Here is a 19,656-nt window from a genome sequence, read left to right on the forward strand (position 1 = left end):
ATGAGTGACGAAACCCCAACCCCGGATCAGGCGCCCGGCGCGCCCCACCCACGTGAAACCCCCCGGTTGTTCGGTCAGGACGCCGCAGAACAGGCGTTTCTGACCGCGTACAATTCGAACCGATTGCACCACGGATGGCTTTTGACCGGCCCACGCGGCGTGGGAAAGGCCACACTGGCATGGCGCATTGCCGTTTTTTTGCTGGCGACACCTCCCGCCGAAGAAGATGGGTTGTTCGGCTCGCCCCCATCGCCCACGTCACTCGATGTCGCCTCTGACCATCCTGTCCTGAGCCGGATGTTGGCCGGCGCCGAACCCGGTCTGGCTGCTATTACCCGCTCGCTCAATGATCAGGGAAAGTTGCGGAATGAAATCGTCGTGGACGATATCCGTAAACTCGGGCGGTTTTTCGGCTTATCCTCCGCGGATGGGGGCCGGCGGGTCGTCATAGTCGACGCCGCAGACGAGATGAACGTCAGTGCCGCCAACGCCCTGCTGAAAATGCTTGAGGAACCTCCGGCACGAACAACGCTTTTGCTGGTATCACACCAACCCTCACGGCTTTTGCCAACCATCAGGTCGCGGTGCCGAACCTTGCGGTTGTCGCCTTTGAGTACAGACGACATGCAGGCTGCTCTGGCGCAAACGGGTACGCAAACTCCTGAAAATACAGATTATTTGAATGCGCTCGCTGCGGGGTCGGTCGGCGATGCGATCCGAATGATCAATCTTGGCGGGTTGGAAATTTATGCCGAGCTTATTGCCATTCTGGGCTCCCTGCCCCGTCTTGACCGCCAGCGCGCACTGGCATTGGCCGAGGCATCGGCGCAGCGTGGCGCTGCGGACCGCTTTGAACTGTTGCTCACCCTGATTGATGTGGCCCTGTCGCGACTGGCCGTGACGGGTGCCGTGGGAACCCCACCACAACCCGAGGCCGCCGAAAACGAAGCTGCAACGCTGGCCCGCCTCTCAGCTTCGCCCCAACAAGCCCGCCAATGGGCCGAGGTGGCCGCCCTGATCACAGCACGTGTGCGACATGGGCAGGCGGTGAACCTTGACCCTGCGGCGCTGGTCCTAGATACGATGTTCAAGTTACAGGAAACCGCCGGTCAGAGCAGATGAGCGACAGTAAAACCACTCCGGAAATCACCGATAGCCATTGCCATCTGGATTTTCCGGATTTCGAGGGCCAGTTGGACGATATCGTCACCCGCGCCGCCAATGCAGGCGTGACGCGCATGGTGACGATTTGCACCCGCTTGCGCAACGAACCGACGGTTCGCGCCATCGCCGAAACCCATGAGCCGGTTTTCTACGCCGCCGGAACCCATCCGATGAGCGCGGCTGATGAACCCATGGCAACCGTCGAAGAACTGGTTACACTGGCCCGTCATCCGAAATTCGTGGGGATCGGAGAAACCGGGCTGGATTATCACTACACCAGCGACAGTGCAGAAACGCAAAAGCAGTCGCTGCGTATTCACATAGAAGCGGCGCAGCGCACAGGCCTGCCGTTGATCATCCACTCCAGAGCGGCCGATGACGATATGGCCCGCATTCTGGCAGACGAATATCGCAACGCGCCGTACTCCTGTGTGATGCACTGTTTCTCGTCCTCGGCTGACTTGGCCAAAGCCGCTTTGGATCTTGGTTTCTACTTGTCCATGTCAGGCATCGCGGCCTTCCCCAAAAGCCAGGAACTGCGCGATATCTTTGCAACTGCACCGATTGATCGCATTCTGGTCGAAACCGACGCGCCGTATCTGGCACCACCGCCCTTTCGCGGCAAACGAAACGAACCGGCTTATACGGCGCATACAGCACGCAAAGGGGCCGAGGTGTTTGGTATGGAATATGCTGAGTTTGCGGCCCGCACTCAGGCCAATTTCGACCGGCTTTTCAATAAGGCCGCAACCTACAAGGTCGCCGCATGACCGGAGAGTTGCGTTGCACCATACTCGGCTGCGGATCGTCGGGCGGTGTGCCGCGACTGGGTGGGCATTGGGGGGATTGCGATCCCGAGAATCCCAGAAATACCCGCCGTCGCTGCTCGATGCTGGTCGAACGCGATGGCCCGGATGGGACAACAACAGTTCTGATCGACACCACGCCCGACATGCGTAGTCAGTTGCTTGATGCAGATACTGGGCGTCTGGACGGCGTGGTTTATACCCATTCCCACGCAGACCACGTGCACGGTATCGATGACCTTCGCATGATCGTATTCAACATGCGCGCGCGTATTCCGGTCTGGGCTGATGGGGACACGCAAAACGCACTGCTAAGCCGGTTTGGCTATGCGTTTATCCAACCGGAAGGGTCCCCTTATCCACCGATCCTTGACCTCAAGACGATTGATGGGCCGTTCGAAGTGGATGGCCCCGGCGGCCCCATTCCGTTCCGGCCTTTCAAGGTCAATCACGGGTCGATCGATTCATTGGGCTTCAGGATGAACAACTTGGTTTACCTACCTGATGTTGCAGAACTTTATGATGCTTCCTGGGCGGAGCTAAGGGACCTCGACTGCCTGATAATCGACGCTTTGCGCCGCTCACCACATCCCACACACGCCCATCTCGAAAAAACGCTGGGCTGGATCGAGGAATTGCAGCCGAAACGCGCGGTTCTGACGAACATGCATATCGACCTCGATTATGTCGCAGTCGACGCGGAAACCCCGGATCATATTACGCCTGCCTATGACGGCATGGTGATCCGTCATGGGCTGTAGGACCTGACTCTGCTGCGGCAACTTCAGATACCCCCACCCGCCGAACTTGACCGGGTGGCACCATGATACAAAGCCTTATCGACGTAATTTTACCTGTCTTTCTTGTGATCGGTGCGGGTTATGGCGCAACCCGTACGGGGTATTTCAATGAGGCCCATGTTGATGGGTTGATGAAGTTCACTCAGGGCTTCGCCATTCCTTGCCTTCTGTTCCATGCCATTGCAAATCTCGATCTCAGCACCAGCTTTGATCCACGCCTTCTGGCCAGCTTTTACACCGCGGCCGCCCTGTGTTTCCTTGCGGGGATGACTGGGGCGCGGTTGATCTTTCGGCGGGATTGGGAAGACTGCGTCGCAATCGGGTTCTGTTGCCTGTTTTCAAATTCCGTCCTGTTGGGACTTCCCATTACCGAGCGCGCCTACGGCCCCGATAACCTGACCGGCAATTATGCGATCATCGCCTTTCACTCGCCCTTTTGTTACGGCGTGGGCATCACGGTAATGGAGGTTATTCGGAATCGTGGCCACGGCGGCCGTCGCATGATCCGATCTGTCCTGACCGTGATGTTCAAGAACGCTCTGATCATCGGCATCGGTCTGGGCTTTGTTGTCAATCTGTCAGGCATGTCACTGCCTGTCGTTGTAGATGACGCGCTTGGCCTTATAACGCGGGCGGCGCTACCCGGCGCCCTTTTCGCTCTTGGCGGTGTGCTTGTGCAATACCGGCCCGAAGGTGACCTTCGCACGATCGCATATGTGTGCGGCGTATCACTCTTGTTGCACCCAAGCCTTGTCTGGATCTTTGGAAAAACCGCCGGCCTGCCACAGGATCTTTTCCGCTCGGGGGTACTGAACGCCGCCATGGCACCCGGCTTTAACGCCTACATTTTTGCCAATATCTATGGACGGGCCAAACGGGTGGCCGCGTCGTCGGTTCTTATTGGAACCGGGGTTTCAATCCTGTCAGTTTGGATGTGGCTTGCGGTCCTCGGACCGTAGATAGCCCTGTTCCAATCATTTATTGACATTGCCAACCCTTGCCACATCGTTCGACATACCCAACCCGGAGTCCGAAATGCCCCACGCGGTGATAGTTGCCCATGGTCAACCGTCCGATCCTGAAACGGCGGAAATCGCGCTGTCCGAATTCGCCAGAAAAGTGGGCGCAGCTGCCGGTGATGTGTCTGTTCATTCGGCGACTCTGGCCGCGCCGGGACGGCTGGAAGAGGTGCTGACCACGCTGCCCAATGATACGGTGATATATCCACTTTTCATGGCCAAAGGCTGGTTTGTGACCGGCGCGTTGCCCAAGCGCCTCGGAGAGCGTCCGTTGCGAATTCTTGACCCTCTGGGAATTGACCCCGCGCTGCCTGAACTTGTCGCGCAAACACTTCGCGAGGAATTGGATAGGTTGCGGTGGGACTCAGTTGAAACGGCCCTTGTCATTGCGGCACATGGTTCTGGCCGAAGCAAGAACCCTTCGTCAGTCACCCGTGAGTTTGCAGCGGCGCTAAGCCACTATCTGGAGTTCAAGTCCGCTCGAATAGGGTTCGTAGAAGAGGCACCATCCATTTCTGAAGCCGCCCAAGATACCGGACCCAAAACACTCTGTCTGCCATTCTTTGCCTGCGCTGGTGGCCACGTCTCCGAAGATGTCCCAAATGAGTTGCAACGTGCAGATTTTTCAGGCGTCGTTTTGCCGACGCTCAGCGAGCTACCCCAAATCCCAAAACACATTGCAACACAGCTAAGTCGTCATTTTGGTTGCTCCGACCACTCCTGACCTACCAATCATACAATGTATCAAGGCCGCTTTTCGGCGGCCTTGACAATTAACCCAGCAGTTCGTCTTCGGATGCCGATAAATCAGTCCCCGGTCGAGGTTTGAAATACCGGAATGCTCGACGTTGACGCGCTGCCACCGGGCCCGGATGCAGCCTTGAGAACCGCAATGCGTTCCGGCGTTTGACCCGGAATGGCATTACCGCTTTCCGCTGCGTTCAGCGCCAATTGCATCCATTCCGACGCCTCAGCACCGGTTGCCTTGGTTGCGCCGATACCTTCGCGCAATTGATGGCTGACCAGTTCACCATATCCCTGCTCGCCCGCGGCGGTTAGCAATGCAGCCGAAGCCATCGCCATTTCTCCGTTATCGGTACGATAGCCAACACCCAGGCAAATCTCGCCACCCGATATCAGCTGGTTCATCGGTTGACCGGATTGCTGCAGGAAAGTCGAAGTTGCGGCGATCACGCTATCCGCTGTTTCCGTAGAAATACCCTGAATGTAAGGGGATACCGCCTTTGTCAGCTGCTCGCACTGCTGTTCGATCTGCGGTGCCGTCATGTTGGGCACGCCTTCCTCCAGTCGGTTGGCCTCTGCAATTGACTGGATGCGCGCCTGACAGAACTGCTGATTCAGTGCCAGTTCAGGATTGCTTTTGGCCAGTGCCTCAGGTGTTTCAGTATTCGACGCGGTCAGAATACTCGTATCATTGCACAGTTTCACGGCCGACGTTCCTGTCGGAGCAAACGCGAATGCGGGCAATTGGCCACCAGTATCAGCACGTGCGGCAGTGGTTTGAACGCTGCCCTGATCTCCACCAACTTGCGGAAGGGCCGCAAGCTGACCCTGAGGCTGCGTCGAAGCAGGTGCAGTAGCCAGCGGTGTAGTTCCCCCTAATTGCGGCACTGTAGCCGACTGACCTTGCGGCTGTGCGTAGGCTAGCTGGCCTTGCGAATGCGCCGCCTGCGGTGTCTGAGGCGTCACGATCCCCAGTTGTTCGTTCCTATAAGTCCGCAACAGCCCAGCCTGGCCCTGACTGGCGAGGATTTGATTGTATGGCGGCACATGTGCGCTGGCCAAAGCGCGCTGATAGGAATTCACCAGAAAAGCGCGCTCGTTGTCGTTCAGGTACCCGTCGGCCGGGTATCCCATATCGGCCTGAAAGCGGGAAATGGCTGCGCGGCTGTTTCTGCCAAGCACACCATCGACGCCTCCGACGTTGTAGCTAAAATAGTTCAGTGCCGTCTGTACTTCGCGGTTTTGCTGGCGCTGTGCTGATGAAATGCCGGAAGAATAGCTTTTGGACGTGGATTGCCGCGTAGCTTGTTGCTTTCGCTGCTTGTTCTTGTGGACCTCATTCACGACCAGCCCACCAAGCAATGCGCCCCCGATGAATGCTGCAGCCTCGTCGGCTTGTGTTTCTTCGGCGGGAATGGAGCAAAGACTTGCGGCGATGACGGTAGTACACAGGTATTTTGCGAACATGATGAAACCTCACTTTATCCGGGTCAGGCAATGCCCTGGCCTAAAATATCCGAATGGACTCAATACACATCAATTCTGCCATATTTCGTGGGGCCGTGGCGAATCTATTCTTATGCTTTGGCCCTTCAATCTCGCAATTCACCCAGTTGTGTCTGGTGAATTCCGGCATATATCCGCAGAGTGTTGGCACTCCCCTGAAGTCAGTACGCCCTCGAGGTTCGGAGACGTGTAAACCGTATCAAAGAACCTATGGCAGGCCCTGCCGGTCCTTTTGGCTTCGTACAACGCCAGATCAGCCGCATTCAGTATTTCGTCGGCGTCAGTTCTGGAGAACTGCGTAGAAAGCGCCGTTCCAATGCTGGCAGAAATCCGACAATCATGCCCTTCGAACGGGATCGGCCTTTGCAACCGGTCAATGAGACGCCCGGCAATCCCTTCCAGTATTTGCCTGTCTGTCAGATTTTTGAAGATAAGAACAAACTCGTCCCCGCCGACCCGGGCGGCCGTATCGTCATTCCGAATCTCCTCGACCATTGCGCGTGCTACCTGCCGCAGCACGTGATCGCCTGCCGCATGCCCCAATCGGTCGTTCACCGACTTAAAAAAATCCAGATCAAGGTGCATAAGCGCAAAAGGTGTCTGTGAGGCTGACAGATGATCAAGTATCTGGTCGGCCGCACGACGGTTCTTGAGGCCGGTCAATGTGTCCGTAAAAGCCTGCTCTTCGGCGGCTAGCATGGCCCCCTGCAAGCGCTTGTTCAGAGTACGAGACGCTTCCATCGCTGCGGATTTTGCCTCGACCAGATATAAAAGCTCGATTGCCAGATCAGTGCCTGAAAAATCGGCGCTAGTAAGTTCATAGTCACGAACCGCATCAAGGATCGATATCCCGAACGACAAATTGACGACGGCGCCTGATCCGTTTGGAATGGCCTCTATCACTCCTTTCAACGTTGTTCGCGGCTGATCCCGAAACCGCAGCTTGAGCTTGGTTCCCGAAGAGGTCAAAAGCACCCGAGCCGTCTTTACGTCTCTCGGGCGAAGTATCTCGAATAACTCAAGAAAGTTTCTCCCAGGCATTGGCTGTGCCGGGCGCAGCTTTTGCAACGTTGGGCCTACTTTCTGAATTTCTCCACGTTCATCGAGCACCACGAACATCGGACAAAGTGTCGTCAGTAACCGTCCAAGATCGTCGATCCCAATCATGTAGCCCGAGCCCCCAGATCAAAGTGGCGCCCCTTGGCAAATGTACTTTCCACCAGAATTATCGAGATAACGTCCATCCCATCCTGACTGTTGCCATGAGACAGTATTACCAGAGCACCGTAGTCATCAGCCATTGCACGCAAAACGCCGACCATCACGCTGGAAAATCCGGGTAAACCCGGGTGACACGTCAACTTGAATTCCGCCGAGCCCAATTCCGAAAGCTCCAGTGGTGGCAGCTTCAAGTCCGAAACCGCCAGTTGAGCGCGATCAGCCAGGTCATCCAGAGAATGCAGAAACTCGATGTAGGTGAGACCGCCGAACCTTAGGAGACGACGCAAACCTTCGGTACTTGGGTGAGAAACAAGGAAAGTACCAAGATCTTCAAGAACTTCCTCGCGGCTTCGCCTCAGCTCGGAACACAGTGCGTCCAGCACTCCGAAGGACACCTCATGGTCATAAACCAACATAGCTTCGAACTCTGCAAAGCCGATTTCCGCAGCCTCGGTTACGCGCAGCCATCGAGCCCTGCCGTAAGTCGAGCAGACAAAGGATTGAATTGCCTTGTTGATCAGCCCATGCATGGTTGGTTCCCGATTGCCACCATGCAAATGTTCATCCGTAAAAGCTTAACAAATTCCGAAAATCATCTCTGAGCAGGTCAATTTTCGAATTCCGGACGCCGGAATTTAACCCGACCGCCAAGGTAGCGGTCGGGACAAAGGATCAGAAGTCCGTCGGCGCGCCACCCTCGGATTTTCTGCGAGCAACAAAGTCGGCCAGTTCCTCACGGATCGCGTCGTCGATGGGCGGGGCTTCAAAGTTACCGATGATCTCCTTGAACATGTGATGGGCACGTTCAGCGGTCCAGATTCCTCCCGCAACTTCCCAGCCTTCATAGTTTTTCCAGTCACTCAGGAAAGGCTGATAGAAGGCCGTCGTATAACGGTCCTGAGTATGCTGAATGCCAAAGAAATGCCCGTCGTTGCCGACAGCCTTGATCGCATCGAGCGCGATTTCATCGGGTCCGGTGGCCGTGATTTCAGGCTGCATATACCTTTGAATCTGCTGAAGGATTTCGCAATCCATAATGAATTTCTCAGGGCTGGCGATCAGCCCGCCTTCAAGCCAGCCGGCGGCGTGATAGACCATGTTTGTACCGGATTGCACAGCGGCCCACAGAGAGTTCGATGTCTCCCACATTGCCTGCCCGTCTGGTACGTTCGCGGCGCAAACTCCTGAGGAACGCATTGGCAGACCGTAAAACCGGGCCATCTGACCGGTCATCTGCGTTGAGCGCATATATTCCGGAGTACCGAAGGCTGGTGCGCCAGATTTCATGTCAACATTGGACGTGAATGTCCCGATGACACAGGGAATTCCGGGCCGGACGTACTGAAAGAGTGCAATTGCGCACAAAGCTTCAGCCAGCGATTGCGCCACCGCACCCGCCATTGTCACAGGGGCCATGGCACCAGCCAAGGTGAACGGCGTCACCACAATGGCCTGACCGCGCCGCGCAAGCCGCAAACACCCGTCAATCATCGGGTGATCGTGCTTCAGCGGGGATGTCGAGTTGATGTTGGAATACATCCTTGGCGAAGCCTCGAACTCTTCATGGGTCAGGCCGCCAGCAATGCGAACCATCTCCATCACATCCTCGACCCGCTCTTTGCCAAGGCAATAGGCGTGCATCGCTTTGTCGGTCAGGGTCAGTTTGTCATACAGCACATCCAGATGGCGGATGCTGGCATGGATATCCACCGGCTCAACCGGATAGCCGCCGGCGAAATGAATACAGTTGAAGTATTGTGTCAGCTTCAAAAGGTTGGCGCATTGCTCGCGAGTGCCGGGAACCTTTTTCCCAATCTCCATGTCCCAGTAGTTCGGCGGAGAGGAGACATTGCCAAAAAGCATCGTCTTACCGCCGATTTCGATTGTACGCTCGAGATTGCGGGGGGTGATCGTAAAGCTGCTGGGGGCCTTTCCAATCATTTCCATTACAAAGTCACGGCCCATACGCACGTTGTCGCCGTTGATGGTGCACCCCGCCTCGCGCAGAATACCGATCGCTTCCTCATTGTAGAATTCGATACCGATCTCTTCGAGGATGTGCATCGCTCCTTCGTGGATCGCTTCGATGCCCTCCGGACCCAGCGGCTCAACCGGCCTGTCAATGTTGACCGGCGGGTTCCAGGGCATCTGATCGATAACGGCCGCTCCCCTGCGGGAAGCGGCGCCAGCCCGACCACCGCTGCGGCGCTTGCGTGTCATATTGTCGGCCATGAGGTCCTCTTGTGTTTGCTTAACACAAGGAAGGACCAAAGCAGGTGCTTGTGGCCGCTCTGTCTGCGACAGCTTTTGTCGCTTTCCGCAGATGAAGTGCCGAAATTCCTGTTTAGCTCAGGCTGCCGTCAACCAGTCAGGAATGTGTCCAATATCCGGCAAGACGACATCAGCCAGAGGCGCAAGATCGTTTTCAACGGCAAGTCCCGTCAGTACGCCAACCGTTGTCATCCCGGCAGCTCGCCCGGCCTGCAGATCATGGCGGCTATCCCCGACCATCGCGATGCGCCCGGGCTCAACACCTACATGTGCAGCAAATGCCAGTAACTGACCCGGTCCGGGCTTTGCGCCGTGGCCGCTGTCATATCCGGCAATAAAGTCGAAATACTCGTGTATTCCAACCGAACTCAGATGCGCCATGGCAGGCGCTTGCGCATCATTTGTTGCCACCCCTAATTTTCTGCCTGAGTCTCTGAGGGCGGTCAGCAGGGGTGCCAGCGGAACGGCTGGTACCTGTGGGGCCAATGCCGCTTCGTCGTTGATCATGTTGACCAGACCGGCATGTGTCATGCCGGGGACGTGGGGCAGCAAAACGTGGGCTATCTCATCGACCGGCGCAGCAATCACCACGCTGTCACTTGCGTATTCTCCGCGCGCCAGATCAAAACCGATTCTGGTTCCCAGCCATGCCGCATGCGCTTCATCCCCGCTGGCTGCTCGCAGCAGAAAGGAACGTCCAAATGCGCTCCAAGTAGCTGAAAAGTCAAACAAAGTGCCATCTTTGTCGAATAAAATGGCTTCGATAGGCATCCCGTATCTCCGGTTTTCGTGTCAGGTCCAGTGCATATCCGACGCGCCGGACATGACTGCATGTGCCTGTGCCGGAAGTTCATAGGGCACAGAATTGGCGTCACAAAAGGCCACAACCCAGGAATCGTCAAGCATCAAGAATCCCAATACCGACGCGAGAAATTCAGATTCGTTGACACGTGCCCGCAATTCCGCTTCGGAAACGCCGGTTGAACCCAGAAATACGGGCAGCAACTCATCATTGCTCACCAACCAACCGAGGATTCTCAGCGCCAGAGTTTCGGCGGCATCAGCGGAAATCGACATAGGCGGGCCCTGTAGCGTTTTTTGGAAAGGGTTTGTTAACCAGAGTCATAAACACTTCGGCAATGCTTGCAAACCACGTCGCAAATTCAATGTCCGAACAGCAAACGATCCTTATCCTGGACGGGACCACGACTAACCGTATCATGCTGAAGGTGCAGCTAACTGCAGCTTGGTATAGGGTCGTTCAAGGCGAACGGATCGAAGGGTTGGGAGCGTTGCTACGGCGGGCACCGCCAGATTTGATCCTGTCGGCGCTGAATCTGCCCGACGGGACGGCCGCAGATATCAAAAACCTGATCCGCTCAAACGAAATGCTGGCCGACGTTCCTATCGTTGCCCTTTCACCTCACGGCGACAAGGACACGCGGTTACGGGCCTTGTCAGCCGGACTGGACGACATTCTCGTTCAGCCCTGCAGTGATAAACTCTTGCTGGCGCGTGTCCGCAGCCTTCTGCGTTCCCGTGTGGATACCAAGGACTTGCGCAAAACAGGGCGTCCGCGATCAATCGGATTTGCCGAACCTGCTGGCGGCCTGATTTCTCCCGAACCCATTTCCCAAATTGTCGTTCTTACACAAAGGGTTGAAACCGGACATAAATGGGTGAGCAAGCTGAAGCATGGCACCCGGCATACTCTAGTTCATCACCCCGTACAGGATTTTCTTGCCGACCTGCCCTCTCCCACACCTGGCGCAGCTGTTATCGAATTGGGAACGGACCGTGCAGGGTTGAAAGTGTTGGCTGACCTTCGGTCCCACAGCGCAACTCGTCACTCTGTGTTAATTGCAGTATCAACCGAGGCAAACATTGAATTGGGCGCCGCAGCGTTGGATCGCGGCGCGGATGCAATCATGCAGGGACCGTTCTGCGAACACGAGCTTTCCTTGAGACTGAATGCGCAACTCAGGAAGAAGTCAAAGAACGACAATTTGCGTGCATCATTGCGCCGGGGGATTGTCAACCTCCCCGGACCTGCCTGCACAACCGACACTATTGGTTGAGGTCATGGGGAGGCTTCTGCGATCCGCTGCATGGGCACTTTAATCCCGTTTTTTCCAATGGCGGTGACCCTTGGCCATGATTTCTTCCAAACGATCCGCGTAAGCTGACCTTTCCTCGTCTGACATTTCGGTCACACGCACCAGCCAAATTTGGTTCAGCGCCTTATGAACGTCTGCCCGCTCTTGTGCCTTGCTTTCAATGAGAATCTGTACTTCTTCGGCGTCGAATGGCACGGAACGTAATGCCTGACTCAAAGCCTTTAAATCCTGAGACCGCCCGCGCGCGCCATGCTTGTGACGATCTGCCAGTTCCGATCTGAACGCTTTGCGGTCCTGGTCCGGCAGTGCGCGGTACAATGCAGGTCCAAACCCTTGCGAGAACCGGACACCTCCACCATCCCGGAACCGAAGCGCAGTTCCGGCGATGACCCCCACCACCAGCAAATTGCAAGCCAGCGAAACCGCCAGCATCACTGGCATCCACCTGAATTTCTTTTTTCTTTCTTCACTCATTGCCCATCCTCCGAATAAACCTCATCCAGAGTGATATCTGCGATCACAAAGACGGTGTTCTGTGGCATCCACAGATTTGCGGGATCGGGCAAGAAACCCGGCGCCGCAAAACCGATCCAGACACCGGCCGCACTGGCCGCTACCAACCCGCCAAGCCCCTGCCAGCCACCGATGGCGTCAAGGATGCGCCGCCTTAGCCGCTGCGCTGGTGCTGATTTGGGCTTCAAACGCTCCAGCCGAACAGCTTCGGCATCGGTCATCATGCGAATGGCCAGATCGTCCGGCAGATGGTTCCGGTTTTGCCGTGCAGCTGCAAACAGGCGATCCAGTTCGGTGTCGTTCTCAGCCATTGTCATACCCCAGTTCTTCTCGGCGATCTGCAAGAATGCCGGTCAGAGCACGCTTGCCACGTGCCGTTAGACTTTCCACTGCCTCCACGGAAACATCCATAATTCCGGCGATTTCCGGATTTGGCAGTTCTTCGATGTGGCGCAGAATCACCGCCTGTCTTTGTCGATCCGGCAGTTGGGCCAACGCCTCCTCCAGCGCACCCAATCGCGCCGCTTCCTGCATTCGTTCGGCGGCACTTGCGGTGGCGTCTTGCGGCTCTGGAACATTTTCCAATGCCTCGGGGCGCTTCCTTCGCCGGATATCGACGCACAAATTCAATGTAACGCGGTATAGCCAGGTGGAAATCCTGGCCTGTCCCGGCCGCCAGTCCGGTGCCATCCGCCAAAGGCGCATCATCGCCTCTTGCGACACATCCTCGGCTTCGGCACGGTTTCCCAGCATCCGCAATGCCACAGAATAAGTGCGTGGCCCCAGACGATCCGTTAGCAAACGCGCAGCAGTACCGTCTCCATTCGCGAATTGCTCCAGCAACTCGTCATCACCGGGTTCACTCGCGGCGGCGCTGCCGCCACGAGTTGTATCCGCTATGGAGATCAGATCCTCCATCCCGCATCAGTTCTTGTCAGCACCACCCTGGCCATGCTTCTTGCGATGTTTGCCCATTCTTTCGCGCGCGTCTGCATATTCCTGTTCCGATATGGTACCATTTCCGTCTGCATCAACACGATCAAACATCTTGTCAGCGCGGCGCGGTTTCGGCATTTCATCTTCGCTCAAAAACCCGTCATTGTTGGCGTCCCGACGTTCGAACATCTTTGCGACGCGGTCATTTACCTTTTTCTGCGCGGCCGCCTGCATTTCCTCGACACTCAGTTTACCGTCACCATCGGTATCCGCATCAGAAAACCGGCTGGCGCGATGCGCCTCCAGCTCTGCCTTTGTCACTTCGCCATTCCCGTCGGCGTCCAGTTCTTCAAAGGATGCCGGTGCCCCGCCCCGCGGTCCCATTGCCAATGCACTGGTGCCGGTGAAGGCAACTGCAGAAAGAACGATTGCCGAAATAAAGCTCGAATGTTTCATGGCGATTTCCCCAAAATTGCGGCGACCCTGTGCCGCCGTTTCTACCTATTCAAACGCAGCGCAGTCAGAATTCCGTCGCCATTTAGAAATACTTTTTGCCCAAACCGGATCTATTGAAACTGACTCTGAATCCTCTTTTTTCGCGGCATCACGACGCAACACCCCTGCAGGCTCATTCCCATCGCCAGCAAACATGTGCAATATCGCTCCATTCCAACGCGCGAGTATCACTATGACAGATAACTCAATCGACGTATCGGCAACGGACGAGCGCCCCACATGGCCGGCTATAGTCAAAGGATTTCGTTGCAAGTGCCCAAACTGTGGCAAGGGAAAACTGCTGCACAGCTACCTGAAGGTAAACGACGGGTGCGCACATTGTGGGCAGGAACTGTTCCACCATCGCGCGGATGATGGACCAGCATATCTAACAATCCTGATCGTTGGCCACCTTATGGCCCCCGCTCTGCACGTATCATACGTTCACTGGCGACCCGAGCCGCTGACGTTGTTTTTGATCTTTGCTCTTGGTTGCCTGGCGCTCTCCCTCTACCTTCTACCGAGGCTGAAGGGGGTGGTCGTCGCTTATCAATGGGCGCGCCGCATGCACGGGTTCGGAAAATCCGACTAACCCCTTTCAACAGGCAGGAGGGGAAATGAGCACAGACAAAACCGCAATTCGAAACGCCGCAACGGTGATCGTTCTACGTGACCGCATGACTGAACCGGCAATTCTGATGGGGCAACGCGGGGCGAAGGCTGCGTTCATGCCCAACAAATTTGTCTTTCCCGGTGGTGCCGTCGATGCGGCGGATGCAGATATCCCTTTGGCCACACCGCTTCCATCGGTTTGCTTCGATCGGCTTGCTGAAAAAGCCGAGGATGGGTTGCAAGACGCTTTGGCCGTAGCAGCAATCCGCGAGCTTTGGGAGGAAACGGGGCTGATTTTAGGACGCCGTGGTTCATGGACCGGGGACATCCCCGAGGATTGGACCGGTTTTGCGGACATGGGTTATCAACCAGCCGCAAACGCCCTTCAGTTTGTGTTCCGGGCCCTGACGCCCCCCGGACGCCCACGGCGATTTGACGCCCGGTTTTTTCTGGTGGATGCGGATGAAATTCAGGGCGATCTTGACGATTTCGCCCGTGCCTCGGACGAGTTATCGCATCTGCAATGGATCAAACTCAGTGAAGCCCGAGAATTCGATCTTCCATTCATTACCGAAGTCGTTCTGGCTGAGATTGGCGAGCGCGTGAAAGACCGCGCGCCGCCCTTGTCGGTCCCATTCTTCCTCAACAATGAAGAGGCCAGCCTGTTCCTGCGTCTCAGAGGTTATCCAATGCCAGAACTGGACTGACCGGGCTGCCTGCGAGAATGTGGCGCACCAGTTGGTGCGCCGCCTCATCGCATGCGGCTGACAACCACCGTGACTTCGGGTTTCTTACCTATCTCGGCTTGCGAAGTCTGACGCGCGATCCGGCGCAGTTCACCCTCAAGCTTGTCATCGTCACGCATTGTCTTGGCCCCGGCTCGCATAAGGAACTGGTTCAGATCCTCTTCCAGCACCTCGACCAATGCCGCGCGCGAAGAACCGGTTTCCGGCAGGCCGATCGTATCGCACCACGGCTCGCCAAGCGGCTCGTCCTCTTCATCCAGTATAACCGTTATGGTCACATGACCGTTCAAAGCCACTCGAATGCGATCCCGAACCACGCCGTCCATCGCACCGATTTTGACCGACCCGTCCAGATAGGTGCGTCCGGTTTCAACATATTCGGCAACGGTGGGCGAATTGCCGGACAGGTCCAGCATCATGCCGTTTACCGCCAGAATTCCGGCACGCCCGCCGCTTTCGGCAAGCTTCACGTGCTCTCGCAGATGGCGATGCTCGCCGTGCATCGGGATCACCATTTGCGGATTAATCAGTGCATGAACTTTTTCCAGATCAGGACGGTTCGCGTGACCTGAAACGTGATAGCGGCCGGAACTGTCGTCTACCACGTCCACGCCCTTTTCACTGAACTGGTTCATGATACGGATCACGCCGCGCTCGTTGCCCGGAATGGTCTTGGACGAAAACAGGAACAGATCGCCTTCTTTGACCTCCAGACCGCGATATTTTCCCCGGGCTAGTTGCGCGCTGGCGGCGCGTCGCTCGCCTTGACTGCCGGTTACGATCAACATGAGGTTCTGTCGCGGAAGGTCCACGGCCTCTTCCGCGCTGATGACGCGCGGAAAGTCGGACAGTATTCCCGTCTCAGTCGCCGCCTCGATCATCCGGCGCATGGCGCGACCCAACAAAACAACAGACCGCCCTGCCCGTTCCCCAGCCTCGGCCAAAGTTTTCACGCGTGCGACATTGGAGGCAAAGGTCGTGGCAATAACCATTCCCGCTGCGCTTTCAACCAGTTTGACGATCTCTGGCCCAACTTCGGATTCAGAGCGTCCGGGATGGGTCGAGAACACATTCGTACTGTCGCAAACAAGTGCTTTGACACCCGGTTTCGCAACCTCGGCCCATAGCTCCGCGTCGAATGCTTCGCCCACAACTGGATTCGTATCCAGCTTGAAATCACCGGTATGCACGATGCGCCCGGCCGGGGTATCGATGACCAGACCAGCGCTTTCAGGGATTGAATGCGACACCGGCAAAAACCCAACAGTGAACGGCCCTGCGGAAACCTGTTCGGGCCAGCTGGAAACCGTGTGAACGGCCTCGGGTGGCTGGCCATGCTCTTCCATCTTACGCCGCGCGATATTAGCGGTGAAGGTGCGTGCATAGACCGGCACATTGAGTGCGTCATAGCAATGCGCCACCGCGCCTATGTGATCCTCGTGCGCGTGGGTGATGAAAATCGCCTCCAACCGATCAGCGTTTTCTTTCAACCATGTGACATCCGCGAATATCAGATCAACACCGGGCGAGGTGTCCATATCCGAGAATGCAACACCCAGATCCACTAGGATCAGCCTTTCTTTCCCGGGTTTGCCATAGCCGTATACATAGGCGTTCATGCCAATTTCGCCCGCGCCGCCAAGGGGCAGGTAAATCAATCTGTCACTGCTCATTCCGAGCCATTATCCTTGTTATAGCGATGAATCACGGTCAGCCCGTGCATCGTCAGATCGTCTTCGATTGCGTCGAAACCTACATCTGCCTGATCGAACAAGGGCGCAAGCCCCCCGGTTCCGACCACCTTCATTGGCATTCCATATTCGGCCTTGATACGGGAGATCAGCCCCTCGATCAGGCCCGAGTGCCCCCAGTAGACGCCGGACTGAATACAGCCGACGGTGTTTGTTCCGATCACTTTTTCCGGGCGGGTGACGTCGATATGGGGCAAGGCCGCAGCCCCCTGATGCAACGCCTCAAGGCTGAGGTTCACGCCAGGGGCAATAATCCCACCGACATAAGCCCCGTCAGCGGCAACTACATCAAAGTTTGTCGCCGTACCGAAATCCACGACGACGATGTTTCCGCCGTGCCGATCGAATGCCCCCGCTGCATTGGCAAGCCGGTCCGGCCCGGGATGGGTGCCTTCATCGACGCGCGGATTGACCGGCAACAGGCAGTCGGGCTTACCTACCACTAGCGGGCGGCAGCCAAAGAACCGATCCGCAAATACGCGCAGGTTGAACACGACGCGCGGAACAGTTGATGCGATGATGACATCCGTGATCTGCGCCTCTATTCCATAGTGCCGCACCAATGTCGAATACCAAGTAAAATAGGCATCAGCGGTGCGCGCATGGTGGGTCGAAGTGCGCAGAGTGCACAGAAATTCCTCGCCGTCCCAAATCGAGAACACCGTATTGGTATTGCCGCAGTCAATGGCCAGAAGCATTTGCGCCCCCTTAGAAATATATGTCCGCGGCGGGAATTCCGACGCGACCCTTGGCGGTGTTTAAGACAAGGTTGCCCTGCGCGTCCACCGTTTCGAACGTACCCACTGTTTCCGACGCCGCGGTGCGGGCGGTAATGACCTCTCCCAGACGGGCCGCGCGGGCCAGCCACGCGGTTCGGATGGGCTCGAACCCATAAGTGTTGAACTGAACCTCGTAGCGGTCGTATGCGGCGGCCAGTTCGGTCAGAAAGTCCTCTGGCTCGACCTGCGCTCCGGTTTCGGACAACAATGAGACGGGGCGAACCGCGCCCGGTTCAACCGCGTCCACACTCGGGGCCTCGGTCAGGTTAACACCGATACCGATGGCCAGGTGGGTGACGCCGTTGCCCTGCCCGGTGCTTTCCAACAGAATTCCCGCCAGTTTCCCACCATTCAGCAAAACATCGTTGGGCCATTTCAGAGACAGCCCCGCAGCGCGCCCGGTCACCGCGACACAGGCATCGAACAACGCAAGTGCGGCCACAAAACTGCGCAGCGCCGCACGCTCGGGCGGGCCGTCAGGGCGCAAAAGCAATGTGGCAGCCAGATTGCCTTTGGGGTTCGCCCATGCGCGCCCTCGCCGCCCACGGGCGGCCGTTTGGTGGTACGCCATGATCCACACCGGACCTTGTGCAGAGGGCGCGATCCGGGCGGCTTCACTCAGGGTGCTGTCTACTTCCTGCAGGACATGCAGCCCATACCCCTGTGGCCAGTCATTCATGTCAAAAAGGCCCGGTCATGTGACCGAGCCCCCCAATGTTGTTTCGGTTTCTCTTAGTTGACAAGCGTTGCTGCCGCGGCCGCTGCCGCGCCTTCAACACCAAACTGATAGAACACACCAAACAGCATCAATGCCGCCGACCCCATCAGCGCACCCCATAGGACGGGAGATGAGTTGGTCTCGATCGGATCCTCGTTTTCTTCTCCGAAGTACATGTAGAACACGATCCGCAGGTAATAGAACGCACCGATGGCTGAGGCGATGGCCGAGGCAATGACCAGACCGGTCAGACCCGCATCGACACCAGCCTGCCAGACGCCAAATTTGGCAAAAAAGCCCAACATCGGTGGAACACCGGCAAGGCTGAACATCAGGATCAGTACCGCCAGTGCCTTACCCGGATCGCGGCGCGAATACTGACGCAACGCATCGATATCGGTAACTGGCTGCCCATCGCGCTCCATCATCAGGATAAAGGCGAAGGTGCCAACATTCATTGTGATGTAGATTGCCAGATACAGCAGCATCGCCTTGACGCCCATTTCCGTACCCGCGGCCAATCCGATCAGGGCATAGCCCATATGCGCAATCGAAGAATACGCCATAAGCCGTTTGATATCCCGTTGCCCGATGGCAGCGATACCGCCAAGGAACATGGAAAGAACCGACAACAGCACGATGACCTGCTGCCAATCCGAGACAACAGAGCCAAAGGCGTCGTGAAGAACACGCGCGAACAACGCCATCGCGGCGACCTTCGGCGCGGTTGCAAAGAACGCGGTAATCGGTGTGGGCGACCCTTCGTAAACATCCGGTGTCCACATGTGGAACGGAACCGCGGATACTTTGAAGGCCAGACCTGAAATCAGGAAGATCAGACCAAACAGCAGGCCAACAGAAACCTCTCCCTCATTGACCGTTTGAATGATGCCCGAGAACAGGGTGGTGCCGGTAAAGCCATAGACAAGCGATGCGCCATAGAGCAACAGGCCCGAGCTGAGCGCGCCAAGCACAAAATACTTCAAACCAGCTTCAGTCGATTTGGCACTGTCACGGCGCAGGGCCGCAACCACGTAAAGTGACAGCGATTGCAGTTCCAGCCCCATGTAAAGCGACATCAAATCGCTGGCGCTGACCATCATCATCATGCCGACTGCGGCAAGCGCGATCAGTATGGGGTATTCGAAACGCAACAGCCCCCGGCGCGCCATGTACTCCTGACTCATCACCAGAACCGCTGCTGCGGAAAGCAGGATCGCCACCTTCGCAAAACGGGCGAAACTGTCGTCAGTGAACATTCCGTTGAATGCCACCTTGGTGCCGCCACCTTGCGTTGCGATCCAGAAAGACAGCAAAACCATAAGGCCAGCGGTGGTCCAGACCAACAGCGGACCCAGCGCGTCCTTTGAGGTATAGACAGCCCCGATCAGCGCCGCCATCGCATAGATCGCCAGAACGATTTCCGGCAGAATTACAATCAGATCAGCTTGGATCATG

General features: G+C 56.7%; 22 protein-coding genes. 8 read left to right on the plus strand and 14 right to left on the minus strand.

All coding sequences use genetic code 11. The features are described 5' to 3' along the window. The 5 genes from ACR0D6_RS01820 to ACR0D6_RS01840 all read left to right on the plus strand — a co-directional run bounded on the left by ACR0D6_RS01820 (window position 1) and on the right by ACR0D6_RS01840 (window position 4,513). Complete coding sequence (locus ACR0D6_RS01820; protein WP_480764258.1) at window positions 1–1,122, plus strand: DNA polymerase III subunit delta'; 1,122 nt, start codon at window positions 1–3, stop codon at window positions 1,120–1,122. Then, a complete protein-coding gene (locus ACR0D6_RS01825) occupies window positions 1,119–1,934 on the plus strand; it encodes a TatD family hydrolase (RefSeq protein WP_480764259.1) in 816 nt (271 codons plus the stop codon). Before ACR0D6_RS01820 ends, ACR0D6_RS01825 begins: the two co-directional genes overlap by 4 nt. After that, the gene (locus tag ACR0D6_RS01830) at window positions 1,931–2,731 is read left to right on the plus strand and encodes an MBL fold metallo-hydrolase (RefSeq protein WP_480764260.1); all 801 of its coding nucleotides are present in this window, start codon (window positions 1,931–1,933) and stop codon (window positions 2,729–2,731) included. The genes ACR0D6_RS01825 and ACR0D6_RS01830 overlap by 4 nt, the downstream gene beginning before the upstream one ends. Window positions 2,732–2,793: 62 nt before the next feature. Continuing rightward, entirely contained in the window at window positions 2,794–3,729 is a 936-nt protein-coding gene (locus ACR0D6_RS01835; protein ID WP_170650653.1) for an AEC family transporter, read from the plus strand. Between the two features lie 76 nt (window positions 3,730–3,805). After that, window positions 3,806–4,513 carry a CbiX/SirB N-terminal domain-containing protein gene (locus ACR0D6_RS01840; RefSeq protein WP_170650654.1) on the plus strand — a complete coding sequence of 236 codons (708 nt, stop codon included), beginning with the start codon at window positions 3,806–3,808 and terminating at the stop codon, window positions 4,511–4,513. A gap of 83 nt (window positions 4,514–4,596) precedes the next feature. On the opposite strand, the gene ACR0D6_RS01845 is transcribed toward ACR0D6_RS01840, so the two are convergent. From ACR0D6_RS01845 to ACR0D6_RS01870, 6 genes are all read right to left on the minus strand, one after another. Beyond that, window positions 4,597–6,000 carry a peptidoglycan-binding domain-containing protein gene (locus ACR0D6_RS01845; RefSeq protein ID WP_480764261.1) on the minus strand — a complete coding sequence of 468 codons (1,404 nt, stop codon included), beginning with the start codon at window positions 5,998–6,000 and terminating at the stop codon, window positions 4,597–4,599. Between the two features lie 138 nt (window positions 6,001–6,138). Continuing rightward, a complete protein-coding gene (locus ACR0D6_RS01850; protein ID WP_480764262.1) occupies window positions 6,139–7,206 on the minus strand; it encodes a diguanylate cyclase domain-containing protein in 1,068 nt (355 codons plus the stop codon). Then, window positions 7,203–7,790 carry a heme NO-binding domain-containing protein gene (locus ACR0D6_RS01855; protein WP_480764263.1) on the minus strand — a complete coding sequence of 196 codons (588 nt, stop codon included), beginning with the start codon at window positions 7,788–7,790 and terminating at the stop codon, window positions 7,203–7,205. The genes ACR0D6_RS01850 and ACR0D6_RS01855 overlap by 4 nt, the downstream gene beginning before the upstream one ends. Before the next feature lie 142 nt (window positions 7,791–7,932). Then, window positions 7,933–9,492: a trimethylamine methyltransferase family protein gene (locus ACR0D6_RS01860; protein WP_480448972.1), complete on the minus strand. Its 1,560-nt coding sequence runs from the start codon at window positions 9,490–9,492 to the stop codon at window positions 7,933–7,935. 117 nt (window positions 9,493–9,609) lie between these two features. Next, the gene (locus ACR0D6_RS01865; RefSeq protein ID WP_480764264.1) at window positions 9,610–10,302 is read right to left on the minus strand and encodes an HAD family hydrolase; all 693 of its coding nucleotides are present in this window, start codon (window positions 10,300–10,302) and stop codon (window positions 9,610–9,612) included. A 21-nt stretch (window positions 10,303–10,323) separates the two neighbouring features. Further along, on the minus strand, window positions 10,324–10,608 hold the full coding sequence (locus ACR0D6_RS01870) for a DUF3572 domain-containing protein (RefSeq protein ID WP_170650660.1): 285 nt from the start codon (window positions 10,606–10,608) through the stop codon (window positions 10,324–10,326). An 89-nt stretch (window positions 10,609–10,697) separates the two neighbouring features. Here ACR0D6_RS01870 and ACR0D6_RS01875 point away from each other — a divergent pair, with 89 nt between their 5' ends. Further along, window positions 10,698–11,609: a response regulator gene (locus tag ACR0D6_RS01875; RefSeq protein WP_480764265.1), complete on the plus strand. Its 912-nt coding sequence runs from the start codon at window positions 10,698–10,700 to the stop codon at window positions 11,607–11,609. A 39-nt stretch (window positions 11,610–11,648) separates the two neighbouring features. Here the strand turns inward: ACR0D6_RS01875 and ACR0D6_RS01880 are convergent, their stop codons facing one another. From ACR0D6_RS01880 to ACR0D6_RS01895, 4 genes are read right to left on the minus strand one after another with little or no spacing between them, the layout of a single operon-like run. Then, on the minus strand, window positions 11,649–12,122 hold the full coding sequence (locus tag ACR0D6_RS01880) for a periplasmic heavy metal sensor (protein ID WP_480764266.1): 474 nt from the start codon (window positions 12,120–12,122) through the stop codon (window positions 11,649–11,651). After that, entirely contained in the window at window positions 12,119–12,472 is a 354-nt protein-coding gene (locus tag ACR0D6_RS01885) for a hypothetical protein (RefSeq protein ID WP_480764267.1), read from the minus strand. Before ACR0D6_RS01885 ends, ACR0D6_RS01880 begins: the two co-directional genes overlap by 4 nt. Next, window positions 12,465–13,079: an RNA polymerase sigma factor gene (locus ACR0D6_RS01890; protein WP_480764268.1), complete on the minus strand. Its 615-nt coding sequence runs from the start codon at window positions 13,077–13,079 to the stop codon at window positions 12,465–12,467. Before ACR0D6_RS01890 ends, ACR0D6_RS01885 begins: the two co-directional genes overlap by 8 nt. A 6-nt stretch (window positions 13,080–13,085) precedes the next feature. Then, on the minus strand, window positions 13,086–13,553 hold the full coding sequence (locus ACR0D6_RS01895) for an EF-hand domain-containing protein (RefSeq protein WP_480448960.1): 468 nt from the start codon (window positions 13,551–13,553) through the stop codon (window positions 13,086–13,088). 232 nt (window positions 13,554–13,785) lie between these two features. On the opposite strand from ACR0D6_RS01895, the gene ACR0D6_RS01900 reads away from it, so the two are divergent. Next, complete coding sequence (locus tag ACR0D6_RS01900; protein WP_480764269.1) at window positions 13,786–14,184, plus strand: DUF983 domain-containing protein; 399 nt, start codon at window positions 13,786–13,788, stop codon at window positions 14,182–14,184. A 25-nt stretch (window positions 14,185–14,209) separates the two neighbouring features. Next, complete coding sequence (locus ACR0D6_RS01905) at window positions 14,210–14,911, plus strand: NUDIX hydrolase (protein ID WP_480764270.1); 702 nt, start codon at window positions 14,210–14,212, stop codon at window positions 14,909–14,911. Between the two features lie 44 nt (window positions 14,912–14,955). Here ACR0D6_RS01905 and ACR0D6_RS01910 read toward each other — a convergent pair whose 3' ends face one another. Genes ACR0D6_RS01910 through nuoN form a run of 4 tightly spaced genes read right to left on the minus strand, consistent with a single transcriptional unit; the run spans window position 14,956 to window position 19,655 of the window. After that, a complete protein-coding gene (locus ACR0D6_RS01910; RefSeq protein ID WP_480764271.1) occupies window positions 14,956–16,623 on the minus strand; it encodes a ribonuclease J in 1,668 nt (555 codons plus the stop codon). Continuing rightward, on the minus strand, window positions 16,620–17,399 hold the full coding sequence (locus ACR0D6_RS01915; RefSeq protein ID WP_480764272.1) for a type III pantothenate kinase: 780 nt from the start codon (window positions 17,397–17,399) through the stop codon (window positions 16,620–16,622). The genes ACR0D6_RS01910 and ACR0D6_RS01915 overlap by 4 nt, the downstream gene beginning before the upstream one ends. Window positions 17,400–17,409: 10 nt before the next feature. Then, a complete protein-coding gene (locus ACR0D6_RS01920) occupies window positions 17,410–18,159 on the minus strand; it encodes a biotin--[acetyl-CoA-carboxylase] ligase (RefSeq protein ID WP_480764273.1) in 750 nt (249 codons plus the stop codon). A 53-nt stretch (window positions 18,160–18,212) separates the two neighbouring features. Then, a complete protein-coding gene (gene nuoN, locus ACR0D6_RS01925; protein WP_480448950.1) occupies window positions 18,213–19,655 on the minus strand; it encodes an NADH-quinone oxidoreductase subunit NuoN in 1,443 nt (480 codons plus the stop codon). Between the last annotated feature and the right edge of the window lies 1 nt (window position 19,656).

The organism is Ruegeria sp. BJ6 (assembly GCF_056537885.1).